The sequence below is a fragment of the Cryobacterium sp. PAMC25264 genome (genome assembly GCF_019443325.1).
Lineage (GTDB): Bacteria > Actinomycetota > Actinomycetes > Actinomycetales > Microbacteriaceae > Cryobacterium.
This window is the reverse complement of sequence record NZ_CP080383.1, coordinates 676,963-690,220: the sequence shown is the minus strand read 5'-3', so window position 1 is coordinate 690,220 and position 13,258 is coordinate 676,963. Positions and strand designations below refer to the sequence as shown.

Sequence of the window (13,258 nt, the reverse complement as noted above, 5' to 3'; positions counted from 1 at the left end):
GCCTACTCGATGATGGGGATGGAGGACGTGCCGGTGTCGGGCTCCATGCCGGAGAGCCGCGCCGGTTCGAGTTCCCGCATCACGTCTTCCCTGGTCATCAGGTTGGCCTCCACCACGAGGTCGGCGACGTTGCGCCCGGTCAACAGCGCGGTCTGTGCGAGCGCCGCAGCCGCGGCGTAGCCGATGTGCGGGATGAGCGCGGTGATCACGCCCACGCTGGAACCGACCATGGCCGCCAGGCGGTCCTCGTTGGCGGTGATGCCGTCGATGCAGTTCACCCGCAGGGTCCACATCGCCTGGGTCATCCAGGTGAGGCTCTGGAACAGGTAGTGCGCGATGACGGGTTCGAAAGCGTTCAGTTGCAGCTGCCCGCCCTCCGCGGCCATCGTCACCGTCACATCCGCCCCGGCGACGGCGAACGCCACCTGGTTGACGACCTCGGGGATCACCGGGTTGACCTTGCCGGGCATGATGCTCGATCCGGCCTGCCTGGGCGGCAGGTTGATCTCTCCGAAACCGGCCTGCGGGCCCGAGGAGAGCAGGCGAAGGTCGTTACAGATCTTGGAGAGCTTGATGGCGCTGCGCTTGAGGTTGCCGCTGAACGACATGAAGCTTCCGGCGTCGCTGGTCGACTCGATGAGGTCCGGTGCGGCCTCCAGGTTGAGCCCGGTGATCACGTTGAGGTGCCGGATGGCGGCCGCGGCGTAGCCGGGATCGGCCGTGATCCCGGTGCCGATCGCGGTGGCGCCCAGGTTGATCTCGGCGAGCAGCCAGATGGTCTCCGTGAGCCTGTCGTAGTCCTCGCCGAGGGTGGTGGCGAAGCCGTGGAACTCCTGGCCGAGGGTCATCGGCACGGCGTCCTGCATCTGGGTGCGGCCCACCTTGAGGATCTGGCCGAACTCCTCGGCCTTGACCGAGAAGGAGCCCTGCAGAGCCTTGAGTTCACGCAGCAGGTGCTTGAGGAAGAAGGCCAGTGCGATCTTGATCGCTGTGGGGTAGGTGTCGTTCGTCGACTGGCTGCGGTTGACATGGTCGATGGGGCTGAGGATGTCGTACCGGCCGCGGCCGTAGCCGGCGTTCTCGAGGGCGAGATTGCAGATGACCTCGTTGGCGTTCATGTTGGTGGAGGTCCCGGCTCCACCCTGCATGACGCCCACGACGAACTGGTCGTGGTGCTTGCCCTCGATGATCTCCTGGCAGGCGGCGTCGATCCAGTCGGCCCGTTCCTGGCTGAGGGCGCCGACCTCCGCGTTGGCGCGGGCGCAGGCCTGCTTCACGGAGGCGAGGGCCACCACGAAGTCCGGGTACACCGAGATCGGGCGCTTGGCGATGGGGAAGTTCTCCAGCGCACGCTTGGTGTGCACTCCCCAGTAAGCCTCGGCGGGCACCTCGACCCGGCCGAGCGAGTCGCGTTCGATCCGGAAGCCGGGGGTGGCTTCGGCGCTGTCGGTCACAGCGGGGGCGGGGCTGTTCGAGTCGATGAGGGGGGTGCCTTCCGGTGCTGCGTCCTGCTCAGAGGCCGGCGGCACTGCCGACGAGGGGCGAGCGGGGTGGGTAGGTGTCGGGCTGAGTGTTGAATCGGTGATCGTGGACAGGTTGCTGGGGGTGGTGTGCACGCTGGCTCCATTGCCGTCGGGGACGAGCTTGTGGCTCATAACCGATTCACTCTATCGCGGCACAACCACCCCACACCCCAGCCGCACATTTCGCCCGCCAGGCGCAGCGAAGCGCTGCTCCTGCCCGGCTCGTTGCAAGAAAACGCAGCACATCCAGAGGTGCGGCTAGACGCCGAAGAACACCTCGATGGGGCCGCGCACGAAGAAGACCAGGAAGCCGACAGCGACGATCCAGAGCAGCGGGCTGATCTCGCGGGCCTTGCCCGAGAGCGAACGCACGATGACCCAGCTGATGAAACCGGCGCCGATGCCATTGGCGATCGAGTAGCTCAGCGGCATCACGATGATGGTGAGGAACACCGGTAACACGATGGAGAACTCGGAGAAGTCGATGAACCGGATCTGCGAGACCATCATGGCGCCCACGATGACGAGGGCGGCAGCGGCCACCTCGAGCGGCACGATCTGGGTGAGCGGGGTGAAGAACATCGCCGCGAGGAACAAAAGCCCCGTGACGATGTTGGCGAAGCCCGTGCGGGCGCCCTCGCCGATGCCGGCACCGGATTCGATGAAGACCGTGTTGGACGAGGACGAGGTGGCCCCGCCGACGACCGCGCCGACACCCTCGACGATCAGGGCGGACTTGAGGCGCGGGAAGTTGCCGTTCGTGTCGGCCAGGCCGGCCTCGTTGGAGAGCCCGGTCATCGTGCCCATGGCGTCGAAGAAGTTGGTGAACACGAGCGTGAAGACGAGCATCACGGCCGCGAGCACGCCGATGCGCTCGAAGGCGCCGAAGCTCACCTCGCCGACGAGGGAGAGATCGGGCAGCGCGACGATGCTCGTCGGAAGGACGGGAGCGTTGAGGTTCCAGCCGGCGGGGTTGGTGCCGAGCGACGGGCCGACCTTGAAGATGGCCTCGAGGATGACCGCGAGAACCGTGGTGCCGACGATGCCGATCAGCAGGGCACCCTTGACTTTGCGGGCCACGAGCACGCCGATGAGCAGCAGCCCGATCACGAACACGGCGGTCGGCAGGCTGGCGACCGAGCCGGCCTCACCGAGCTGAACGGGCGGGGAGGCGACGCCGCTTGCGCGCACGAAACCGGAGTCGACCAGGCCGATGAACGCGATGAACAGGCCGATGCCCACGGTGATGGCGATCTTGAGCTGGCGCGGCACGGCCGTGAAGATCATCTCGCGCAGGCCCGTGGAGGCCAGCAGCACGATGATGAGGCCGTTGATGACGACCAGGCCCATGGCCTCGGGCCAGGTGACCTGGCCCACGACGCTGACGGCGAGGAACGAGTTGATGCCGAGGCCCGCTGCGAACCCGAAAGGCAGGCGCGCGATGATGCCGAACAGAATCGTCATGACGCCGGCGGTCAGGGCGGTGACCGCAGCTACCTGGCCGTTGGGCAGCCAGTTGCCGGCCACGTCCACCGCGGCCTGGTCGGCGCTGAAGCCACCGAGGATGAGCGGGTTGAGGATGACGATGTACGCCATGGTGACGAAGGTCACCAGGCCGCCGCGCACCTCACGAGCCCAGGAAGATCCGCGCCGGGTGATCTCGAAGTACCGGTTGATCGCCGACATCGGCCCGGTGCCTGTGGGCTCGGTACCTGTCGGCCCCGTGCCTGTCGGGCCGGTGCCCGAGGCGGCCGGGCCGGTGGGCTCAGCGCCGGGTGTGGTGGATGCGGAGGCTGTGGTCTGGTGCTCTGATGCGGAAATGATGCTCTCCAGATAGACGGTCGGCGGCGCGCCAAACGACTCAGTCTACGACGAGGGTCACCGCGGGTGGAAATCAACCCAACTGGCCTGGTCAAACGTGCGGTACGAAGGCTCCCCAGGCGACCCGCCGTTCGGCGTGCGGATCCGACACCACCCGGTCCCGGGTGTCGATGATGAGCGTCAACCGATCGGCTTCGGTGTACGCCGGCCAGCCGGCATCCGGCGTACCCGTTCGGGCGAAGCCGAGCCACCAGACCTGCATGCGCGCACCGATGGCCTTGAACGCCCGCCGTCCGCCGAGAACCGTCATGCCCCGGCCGAACCAGCCGTCGAGCCGGTCGAACAGGGGGAAGAGCTCCAGGCCGTGGGTGGCGTCAAGGCCCATCCGGCGCAGCAGCCTGGGTGCGGCGTCGAACCGGTAGAAGTGCACGGGCGCGTACCGGGAGTGTCGCTCGGCCACCTTGACGCTGGGGTACCAGAACGAGTAGTCGCCGCCGAAGTCGAGCGCGGCACGCGGAGCGGGAATGCCGGGGTACTGCGCCTTGAGCGCCTTCCTGGCCTTCTTCTTGGTGTTCGCGAAGACCGCCCGCATGCGCAACGGCGTCGATGCCAGGATGTCGATACGACCGCTGAACAGGGAGCCCTCCCGCTCGTTCGTGCCGATGATGAGCGGGATGCGGTGGGCCCGGCCGTCGCGGAAGGCGTCGAGCGGCCGCTCCGGCAGGAAGTCGCCGTCGATGACCGGGCAGAGCGGGATCGTACCCGGGTACAGATCGGGCGAGCGCACCGTGAGGGTGGTCGTGGCCCCGGCGAGGCGGGCCGGCTCGGCTTCGAGCAGCAGTCGTACGGCCTCGGCATTGGTGAGGCCGGAGAGGATGGGCGGTTCTGCCGGCGTCGTGTCGCCGGGGCGCTCTGCGGCTGCATGGTCGGCGCCTGCACTGTGCTGGCTGACGGCATCGAGCTGGCTGACGGCATCGTGCTGGGCTGCTGGTTGCTGGTCGGTGAAACGCTGTGCGGCCGGGTGCACCCGGGCCGCAACGTCCGGGGCCGAGGAGGTCTGGTCGGCGAGGATCCGAACGAAGCTCGCCGCCCACTCGCCGGTGAGCTCCGGCGGGTACACCGCGTTGGGCGGGGCGCTCTGCGCGATGGCCCGCTGGAACAGCCCGGCGGCCGCCGGAACGGTCATCAGGGTGGTCACCGCGTTGCCGCCGGCCGATTCGCCGAACAGGGTCACCGCATCCGGGTCGCCGCCGAAAAGGCGGATGTTGGCGCGCACCCAGGCGAGCGCTGCCACCTGGTCGCGCAGCCCCAGGTTGCTCTCGAACGGGCGCTCGGGGGTGGAGTAACGGGTGAAGTCGAGGTAGCCCAGCGCCCCCAACCGGTAGTTGATGCCCACATAAACGATGCCGCCGCGGCGCACCAGCCCCTCGCCCTGGCGGGGATTCTCCCGCGAGGACCCCACGCTGTACGCGCCGCCGTGCACGAACACCATCACCGGGCGGAGCGCCTCCCCGTCGGCAGGTTCATCGGGGGCGATCACGTTGAGGTTCAGGCAGTCCTCGCTCTGCGGGATACGCGGGTGCGCGCCGATGAACTGGCCCTTGTGGCTCTGGGTGGCGACCGGGCCGAACTCGGCCGCAGCGCGCACTCCCGACCACGGCTGTACCGGTGCCGGCGACCGGAACCGCAGCGCGCCCACCGGAGCCGCTGCATAGGGGATGCCGCGCCAAGCCCGGATGCCGCGTTCTCGCACACCCCGCACCGTGCCGCCGGAGACCGTGACCTCGAGGGGATCGTGGGCGCGGGTGCCGGCAGGGGAGGTCATGGGGTGATCCTATTCCGCTCCCCTGACACCGAGCCCAACTCGATGACGCGCTCGGAGGAGCACTACGCTCAGCTAGGGCCGCCCGGATGCGGCCGACCGGTTTGAACAGAAACGAGACTCGAATGGCACTGCCCTGGACCCTGCACGGCGACGGTAAGACTGTCGGCGCGACCGATGTCGTGGCCCCGGGCGAACGTCTCAACTGGCCCATCACGATCGGCATCGGCGCTCAGCACGTGGTGGCGATGTTCGGTGCCACCTTCCTGGTGCCGCTGATCACGGGCTTCCCGCCGAGCACCACCATCCTGTTCTCCGGTATCGGAACGCTCCTGTTCCTGCTGATCACCCGCAACAAGCTGCCGTCCTACCTGGGTTCGTCGTTCGCGTTCATCGCCCCGATCACGGCCGCCGTCGCCACGGCTGGCATGGGTAGCGCGCTGTTCGGCATCCTTGCGGTCGGTGTGCTGCTGGCCGTGGTCGGCGCCATCGTGCAGGTCGCCGGCTCCGGCTGGATCGATACGCTGATGCCGCCCGTGGTCTCCGGCGCCATCGTCGCGTTGATCGGTTTCAACCTGGCGCCGGTCGCCAAGGCGAACTTCAGCGACGCACCGCTCACCGCCGTGATCACCCTCGCCGCCGTCATCCTCAGCACGGTCCTGTTCCGGGGCATCCTCGGCCGCCTGTCGATCTTTCTGGGCGTCATCGTGGGCTACGTCGCCGCGCTCATCCAGGGCGAAGTGGACTTCAGCAAGGTCGGCGACGCCGCCTGGGTGGGCCTGCCGCCACTGACCCTGCCGACCAACCCGTTCGAGAACCCCGCCGTCTGGGCGATCCTGCCGGCCTTCCTGCCCGTAGTGCTGGTGCTCATCGCCGAGAACGTCGGCCACATCCGCGGCGTCGCACAGATGACCGACAGTTCGGTCAACAAACTCACCGGCCGGGCGCTGCTCGCCGACGGCCTGGCCACCGTGCTGGCCGGCTTCGGCGGCGGCTCGGGCACCACCACCTACGGTGAGAATATCGGCGTGATGGCCGCCACCCGCATCTACTCCACGGCCGCGTACTGGGTCGCCGGCATCACCGCTGTGCTGCTCGGCCTCTCCCCCAAGGTCGGCGCCGTCATCAGCACCATCCCTGCGGGCGTGCTCGGCGGCGTCACGACGGCCCTCTACGGCCTCATCGGGGTCATCGGCGTGAAGATCTGGCTCGACAACAAGGTGGACTTCAGCAAGCCGGTCAACCAGTTCACGGCCGCGACCGCGCTGATCATCGGCATCGCCGACTACACCTTCAGCGCCGGCACTCTCACGTTCAACGGCATCGCGCTGGGCACCCTGGCCGCCATCGTGATCTACCACCTGATGACCTGGATCACGCGCCTCCGCCGCACGGCCTAAAACCCCTCGCCCCACCCGCGAACTGTGAGCTAAGCCCCGAACTCCCGCGTTTTTCGGGGCTTTTCTCACAGTTCGCGGAAGACGCTGGGCGCGCACGGGCCGCGGAGACTCCCCGCGGGCCACGGTCGCGACCGCGGGACCCTCCGCCCGAACCCGCACATCCGCGCATCCCTAGACCCGCGCATCTCTGCATCCGCGCATCCCTAGACCCGCGCACCCGCCCATCCCTTCACCCGCGCACCCGCCCATCCCTTCACCCGCGCACCCGCGCACCCGCGCACCGGCGCACACCCGCACCCGCGCATCCGCGCATCCCTGCACCCGCGCACCCGCGCACCCGCGCATCCGCGCACCCGTGCGTCCGTGCCCCCTTGCATCCTCTATCTGCGCATCCGCACACAGGCAAGCAGTCGCCCCCGCGCACCGGCATTCATGCGTACGCCGGCCCAGGGGCGGTCGATCGCGACTGATGTTCGCGAACCGTGAGTTAAGCACCGTCGCAACGCGTTTTGTGGGGCTTAACTCACGGTTCGCGGAACTGGGGGCAGGTTACTTGTGCAGGGCGGGCACGATCAGGTAGACGCCGTAGAGCACGATCAGGCCGCACACCGCGAAGCAGAGGTAGCCGGCGTACTGGGCGAGGCGCTTCTGTCCGTCCGTGAGCGGGTTGGCCTTGCGGGCCTTCTTGGCACGCTTGGCGTCCTTGGCGGCGCGGGCCGGGCTCAGCACGGTGATGGCGCCGGTGAATTCGGCGGGCTCGACGGTGGGGATGCGGCCAGCCGTGGTGAGCATCCGCAGGCCAAGGGAATAGAGCGAGACGACGATCGCCGACGAGACCAGCGAGGCCGCGGCTACTACGAGGAAAGCGGCCCAGTCGATCACAGTGCAACCTTCTGTCGGTCCTTGCGGGACGGCTTGCGGGGGGTCTTCTTGATCTTCACCACGTGGCCGGCATCATCGATGTCGTGCAGGTTGTCGTGCGATACCCGGTCGCGCTTGGACCAACGGAACAGCACGTAGACCACGATCGTGCCGATCACGACGTCGAGAACGATGCCGATCGGGCCGAGCAATGCCAGCCCGGCCGCGAACGCGCCCATGATGGCGGAGGCCGGCAGCGTGAGCAACCAGCCGAGGGCGATCTGCCCGGCCATGCCCCACCGCACCGTGGAGCCGCGTCGGCCGAGGCCGGACCCGATGACCGACCCCGAGGCCACCTGGGTGGTCGAGAGGGCGAAGCCGAGGTGACTGGAGGCCAGGATGGTCGCGGCGGTGCTGGTCTCGGCCGCGAAGCCCTGTGCGGGCTTGATCTCGGTGAGTCCGCGACCCATGGTGAGGATGATGCGCCAACCGCCGGTGTAAGTGCCGATCGCGATGGCCAGGGCACAGCAGGCGATGACCCAGAACTGCGGGCCGGAGCCCACGGCCTGGTAGCCGCCCGCGATGAGGGTGAGGGTGATCACTCCCATGGTCTTCTGCGCGTCGTTGGTGCCGTGCGAGAGGGCCACCAGCGAGGAAGAGAAGATCTGCGCGTAGCGGAAGCCGCCGCGGCCGTCGGGCTTGCCGACGTCGCGGCGGGTGATGGCGTAGGCGAGGCGGGTGGCGATGAACGCGACGATGCCCACGGTGATCGGCGCGATGAGCGCCGGCAGGATGACTTTGGCCAGCACGACGTCGTAGGCCACGGCCTGTGCGCCGACGCCGATGATGGTGGCGCCGATCAGGCCGCCGAAAAGGGCGTGGCTCGAGCTGGACGGGAGCCCGCGCAGCCAGGTGATCAGGTTCCAGACGATGGCGCCGATGAGGCCCGCGAAGATCATCTCGGGGGTGATCTGGATGCCGCCGTCGCCTTCTTTGATGATGCCGCCGGAGACGGTCTTGGCCACCTCGGTGGAGAGGAAGGCACCGACGAGGTTGAGCACGGCGGCGACGCCGACGGCGACCTTGGGCTTCATGGCCCCGGTGGCGATCGGTGTGGCCATGGCGTTAGCCGTGTCATGGAACCCGTTGGTGAAGTCGAAGATGAGGGCCAGTGCGATGACCAGCGCGACGATAAGGGTGAGATCCACCGGCGTCTTTCCTTGTGATTCGTCCCGAGCGCGGCTGGACCGAGGCCCGGGCACGCCAGGAGAACTGGCTGGCTCGAAACCGGGCCTCGTTGATCCTGACAGCCTGAGGCAGGCAGGTCAATTCAGGAGCTGTTCAGAAGCCGTTCAGAAGCCGTACTTCTGCCGTTCAGCCGCGCGTGATGACAGTGGCGAGATCCTCACCGAACGTGAAGGTGGCCTCGACGCTCACTCCGGCCAACACGCCGGGCAGCCAGTGCCTGGCGTCGTCCCACATCTCGTCGACGGGCAGGTCGGCGATGGTGAACCAGACCGGGTTCAGCTCGTCCGACTCGCGTGGTGTGCCGCTGAACCGGTCGGTGACGAAGACGTTCGACCGCTGGCTCCAGGCGGGCTTGTACGGAAACAGGTAGGTGAGTACGCCCATCGCGGTCAGCGCATCCGCCGACACGGTCAGCCCGGATTCCTCCTCGACCTCACGCACGGCGGCATCCAGGGCGGACTCTCCCGGTTCGAGTTTGCCGCCGAGACCCACGATGTTGCCCAGGCCCAGGCCTTTCTTCTTGCGGCCCAGCAGCACCTGCGGGGCTCCGGAGTCGGACAGGCGGGTGAGGTAGCACACGCACACCTCGGGCAGGTCGGTCATGGCCTCAATCGTAGCGAGCACCCCAGGGCTGACCGAGCCCCGCGGATTCTCGGAAACCTCGGTTACGCTGTACGCATGGATTTTGTGCCTCAGACCGGAACTATCACGATGTTCACCACCACCTGGTGCGGCTACTGCTCGCGGCTGAAGACCCAGCTCGACAAGGTCGGCATCGGCTACACCGAGGTGAACGTCGAAGAGGTCGACGGCACCTCCGAGCTCGTCATGAGCCTCAACGGGGGCAACCGCACGGTTCCCACGGTGCTGTTCCCGGATGGCTCGGCCGCGACGAACCCGTCGCTCGCGCAGGTGCAGGCCAAACTCGCACCCGCGGCGTAACCGCCCCAGCCTCTCGCGCCTTCGCGAACCGGGCGCGCACGACCCGGACACACAACTGCCCGGACGGCCTGAGCCGTCCGGGCAGTTCTCTGTGCTGGCGGGGTTTAGCCGAAGAGCACGGCTGCTTCGTCGTACCGCGCCTGGGTGACCCGGTTGAGGTCCATGGTGGCGTCGGCGATGCTGACGGTGTTGATGTCGGTTCCCTTGAGGGAGACCATCGAACCCCACTTGCCCTCGACGACGGCGTCGACGGCCGCCATGCCCAGACGGGTGGCGAGCACGCGGTCGTAGGCCGAGGGGGCGCCACCACGCTGGGTGTGGCCGAGGACCGTTGCGCGGGCCTCGATCCCGGTGCGCTCTTCGACCATGGGGGCGATGAGCTCGCTGATGCCGCCGAGGCGGGGACGGTTGAACGCGTCCAGGCCCTTGTGCGAGTGGGCTTCGCCCATCTCGGCGAGCAGGAAGCCCTCGGAGACGACGAGCACGGGTGCGCGGCCGCGGTCGCGGACGCTCTCGACCCAGGCGCAGATCTGCTCGATGGTCTGCGGCTGCTCGGGGATGAGGATGGCGTGTGCGCCGCCGGCCATGCCGGAGTGCAGGGCGATCCACCCCACGTGGCGGCCCATGACCTCGACGATCATGCAGCGGCCGTGCGAGTCGGCGGTGGTGCGCAGCCGGTCGATGGCCTCGGTGGCGATCTCGACGGCGGTGTTGAAGCCGAAGGAGTAGTCGGTGGCCGCGAGATCGTTGTCGATGGTCTTCGGCACGCCGACGATCTTGATGCCGGCGTCGGTGAGACGGCGGGCGGCGGTGAGGGTGCCCTCGCCGCCGATGGCGATGATGGCGTCGATACCCTCGGCGTCCATGGTCTTCTGGATGTTCTCCGGGCCCGCGTTCTCGCCCTCGAACGGGTTGGTGCGGGAGCTGCCGAGGATGGTGCCACCCTGGCGGGAGAGGCCACGGACGCTGTGACGGTCGAGCTTCATGAACTCGCCCTGCACCAGCCCACGCCAGCCGTTGCGGATGCCCACGAACTCGGAGTCGTACGCGCGGCCTCCCTTGAGAACAGCACCCCGAATCACTGCGTTGAGGCCGGGGCAGTCTCCACCGCTGGTGAGGATACCGATCTTCATATCTGGCTACTCCTTAGTGCATGCATATTGTTGCGGCAGATTGCCCGTCCACCATCATGGTGGCGCGCTCTGGCCTGGATCAAGTCAACACCGGCGGCGCTGCTCGGGGGTAGGGACTTCCGGCCCGGTTTTACAGCTCTCCGTCGAGCGCCTGGGTGAGCACGTAGACCAGGGCGCTGGCCTGCACCGAATCCTCGGGCGACAGTTCCTCGTCGGCCCCGTCGAGCGCGCGGGCCGCGAGGCCCTGCTTGCTGCCGATGAGTTCGGCGATCCGCGCGTCGATGGTGTGCGCGGCGATGATCCGCCACGCGGTCACCGGTTCGGCCTGGCCGATCCGGTGCACCCGGTCGATGGCCTGGGTCTGCTCTGCGGCGGTCCAGCTGAGTTCGGCCAGCACCACGTTGGAGGCGGCCTGGAGGTTCACGCCGACGCCGGCGGCGGTGAGCGAACACACCACAACGGCGACCTCGGGGTCGGTGTTGAACGAGTCGATCGCGGCCTGGCGGGCCAGGGCGCTCTGGTCGCCGCGTAGCGACACCGTGCGCAGGCCGCGCTTGGCGAAGATCTCCTCCGCGGCATCCATCACGTCGATGTGCTTGGCGAAGAACACGACCTTGCCCACCGAGTGCGCGAGCTGGGCCGCGTAGTCGGCGGCGAGCCCGGCCTTGGCCTGGCCGATCTTGCGCACCATGGTGAACACGTTCTCGCCGGTCGTGGTGCCCTTGGACTCCTCGAGATCGGCGTGCGCGACGGCGCGGATGTACGCGGCGCGTTCGTCCTCGGTGAGCACGGGTGCCTTGACGCCGGGGTGACGCGCGGCGACGAGGGCCTTGAACCGCGTGACCAGTCGGGCGCCCAGTTCGCGTTCGGCCTTCTGGATCGACCGGCCGAGCTCGCTGTCGAGCTCCACCGGCAGGTCGGCGATGCGCTTGGCGGGCAGGTCGGCGGCCACGTCGACCTTGCGGCGACGCACGATGCCCATGTCGATCACGGCGGCCCGGGCGGCGGTGTAGAAGCCGGCGTCTGCCGGCGTGAGGCCGGTCTCTTCCAGCCGTTGCATGAGCTTGGCGGTGGGCTTGTCGCCGTCGATCCAGCCGAGGAACTGCCAGATGGCCCGGAAATCGTCGACGTCGTTGATCAGCGGGGTACCGGTGAGAGCCATCAGCAGCGGGTTGTTGCCCGGGGTGCGGCGGCGGATCTGCTCGGCGAGGCTGAGTACGTGCTTGGAACGCTGCGACTGCAGGTTCTTGATGAAGTGCGCCTCGTCGACGACCATTCCCTTGAAGCCGAGGGTGCCGAGCCAGGCGAGGTGGCGGTCGAGAACGTCGTAGTTGACCACGACCACGTCGGCGAAGGCGTCGAGGGTGTCACCGTCGCCGTGGATGACGGTGGCGCGGCGGTGCGGCGTCCAGAGTTCGACTTCGCGCACCCAGTTCATCTTCACGACGTTGGGCACGATCGCCAGCAGCGGGTAGGCGCCGGCGACGGATGCGGCGAGCAGACTCTGCGCCGTCTTGCCGAGGCCGGGCTCGTCGGCGAGGAGGTAGCTGCGGTGGCCGAGGCGGGCGCTCTCGATGAAGCGGGCCTGGTGCCGCATGAGTTCCATGCCGCGCGGGGAGAACCTGTCGACGTTGGGGGCCTCGGGCAGGTCCATGCTGGCGGCCTGGCCGCCTGAGCCGTATTCGAACGCCTTGAACAGCGGGCCGAGCAGTTCCCAGTTGGCCAGGCGACGGGCCGAGGACACCGGCTGAGCCTGTACGGCACTGAAGTCGGGGGCGAGGAACGGGTTGGCCAGCTGACGGGCCCGCACCGACTGCGGGATGACCTGGTTTTGCGGAACCTCGGGCTTGGCCTCGGGTTCGCGGGTGATGATGAGTTCGTCCGGGCTGAGTTCGGCGCCGGATTCCAGCAGCCAGTCTCGGCGGAAGCGCTGTGCGACGGTGGAGACACCCGCATCCGGTTCGAGCAGGGTGATCAGGCTGGTGTCGCGGGCGGCGGTCTTCGCTAGGATCTGGGCGATACCGTCGAGGCGTTTGAGCAGCTCAGCGCGGTTGGTGTCGGTGAGCTCGCCGTCGGCCTTGACCCGCGCGCGTTCCTCGCGCATGAGCAGGGCGATGACCTGGTACTTGGTGCGGTTGGTGGGGCCTAGCTTGGTGCCGCTCTGGGCCTTCGCCTCGACCTCGCGCACCTTGCGGGCGAGGATCGGGATGATGGGGGCGTCGTCGTCACGCGAGCGTGGGCGCTGCCGGGTTCGACCGCTGCTGGCACCAGCACGGCCCGCTCCTTGAGGGCGGGTGTAAGCCATTTTTCTCCACTTCACACCAGCGCGGCACACAGTGCGCGCTCGTCGTGTTGAGCATCCGTGGATGCCTGTGCGATCGATACGCCGAACCCCGCAAAACGAGCAACGTGACCGGCATCGGGCAGCCTCGAAGGTGCTGATCGACGCAGGACAACGGTCGAGACACTAACCAGGTTCTCCAGACGCGTACTCAGTCTATGCCCGGA

At 68.1% G+C, this 13,258-nt stretch carries 10 protein-coding genes; 2 read left to right on the top strand and 8 right to left on the bottom strand.

From position 1 onward, the window contains the following. Positions 1-2: 2 nt before the first annotated feature. The 3 genes from KY500_RS03140 to KY500_RS19110 all read right to left on the bottom strand — a co-directional run bounded on the left by KY500_RS03140 (position 3) and on the right by KY500_RS19110 (position 5,169). Positions 3-1,655 (bottom strand): aspartate ammonia-lyase, encoded by a 1,653-nt coding sequence (locus KY500_RS03140; protein WP_255579766.1) that lies wholly within the window; start codon positions 1,653-1,655, stop codon positions 3-5. A gap of 126 nt (positions 1,656-1,781) precedes the next feature. After that, on the bottom strand, positions 1,782-3,209 hold the full coding sequence (locus tag KY500_RS03135; protein WP_219902297.1) for an NCS2 family permease: 1,428 nt from the start codon (positions 3,207-3,209) through the stop codon (positions 1,782-1,784). A gap of 226 nt (positions 3,210-3,435) precedes the next feature. After that, positions 3,436-5,169, bottom strand: coding sequence for a carboxylesterase/lipase family protein (locus KY500_RS19110; RefSeq protein ID WP_255579765.1), 1,734 nt, complete (start codon positions 5,167-5,169; stop codon positions 3,436-3,438). 122 nt (positions 5,170-5,291) lie between these two features. On the opposite strand from KY500_RS19110, the gene KY500_RS03125 reads away from it, so the two are divergent. Next, positions 5,292-6,566 (top strand): uracil-xanthine permease family protein, encoded by a 1,275-nt coding sequence (locus KY500_RS03125; RefSeq protein ID WP_219902296.1) that lies wholly within the window; start codon positions 5,292-5,294, stop codon positions 6,564-6,566. 549 nt (positions 6,567-7,115) lie between these two features. Here the strand turns inward: KY500_RS03125 and KY500_RS03120 are convergent. The 3 genes from KY500_RS03120 to KY500_RS03110 form a co-directional block, all read right to left on the bottom strand. Beyond that, positions 7,116-7,448 carry a peptidase gene (locus tag KY500_RS03120; protein ID WP_066594217.1) on the bottom strand — a complete coding sequence of 111 codons (333 nt, stop codon included), beginning with the start codon at positions 7,446-7,448 and terminating at the stop codon, positions 7,116-7,118. After that, positions 7,445-8,635 (bottom strand): inorganic phosphate transporter, encoded by a 1,191-nt coding sequence (locus tag KY500_RS03115; RefSeq protein WP_066594215.1) that lies wholly within the window; start codon positions 8,633-8,635, stop codon positions 7,445-7,447. The genes KY500_RS03120 and KY500_RS03115 overlap by 4 nt, the downstream gene beginning before the upstream one ends. A 166-nt stretch (positions 8,636-8,801) precedes the next feature. Next, positions 8,802-9,278: an 8-oxo-dGTP diphosphatase gene (locus tag KY500_RS03110; protein ID WP_219902295.1), complete on the bottom strand. Its 477-nt coding sequence runs from the start codon at positions 9,276-9,278 to the stop codon at positions 8,802-8,804. Positions 9,279-9,353: 75 nt separating this feature from the next. Between KY500_RS03110 and KY500_RS03105 the strand changes: the two genes are divergently transcribed. Further along, complete coding sequence (locus KY500_RS03105; protein WP_066594211.1) at positions 9,354-9,617, top strand: mycoredoxin; 264 nt, start codon at positions 9,354-9,356, stop codon at positions 9,615-9,617. A gap of 104 nt (positions 9,618-9,721) precedes the next feature. On the opposite strand, the gene KY500_RS03100 is transcribed toward KY500_RS03105, so the two are convergent. Both KY500_RS03100 and KY500_RS03095 read right to left on the bottom strand, forming a co-directional pair. Further along, entirely contained in the window at positions 9,722-10,750 is a 1,029-nt protein-coding gene (locus tag KY500_RS03100) for a 6-phosphofructokinase (protein ID WP_066594209.1), read from the bottom strand. 130 nt (positions 10,751-10,880) lie between these two features. After that, entirely contained in the window at positions 10,881-13,055 is a 2,175-nt protein-coding gene (locus tag KY500_RS03095; RefSeq protein WP_219902294.1) for a DEAD/DEAH box helicase, read from the bottom strand. Between the last annotated feature and the right edge of the window lie 203 nt (positions 13,056-13,258).

Coding starts and splice junctions, on each gene's coding strand:
- KY500_RS03125 (WP_219902296.1), top strand. CDS start 5,292: ATGGCACTGCCCTGGACCCTGCACGGCGACGGTAAGACTGTCGGCGCG.
- KY500_RS03110 (WP_219902295.1), bottom strand. CDS start 9,278: ATGACCGACCTGCCCGAGGTGTGCGTGTGCTACCTCACCCGCCTGTCC.
- KY500_RS03140 (WP_255579766.1), bottom strand. CDS start 1,655: ATGAGCCACAAGCTCGTCCCCGACGGCAATGGAGCCAGCGTGCACACC.
- KY500_RS03095 (WP_219902294.1), bottom strand. CDS start 13,055: ATGGCTTACACCCGCCCTCAAGGAGCGGGCCGTGCTGGTGCCAGCAGC.
- KY500_RS03105 (WP_066594211.1), top strand. CDS start 9,354: ATGGATTTTGTGCCTCAGACCGGAACTATCACGATGTTCACCACCACC.
- KY500_RS19110 (WP_255579765.1), bottom strand. CDS start 5,169: ATGACCTCCCCTGCCGGCACCCGCGCCCACGATCCCCTCGAGGTCACG.
- KY500_RS03135 (WP_219902297.1), bottom strand. CDS start 3,209: ATGTCGGCGATCAACCGGTACTTCGAGATCACCCGGCGCGGATCTTCC.
- KY500_RS03100 (WP_066594209.1), bottom strand. CDS start 10,750: ATGAAGATCGGTATCCTCACCAGCGGTGGAGACTGCCCCGGCCTCAAC.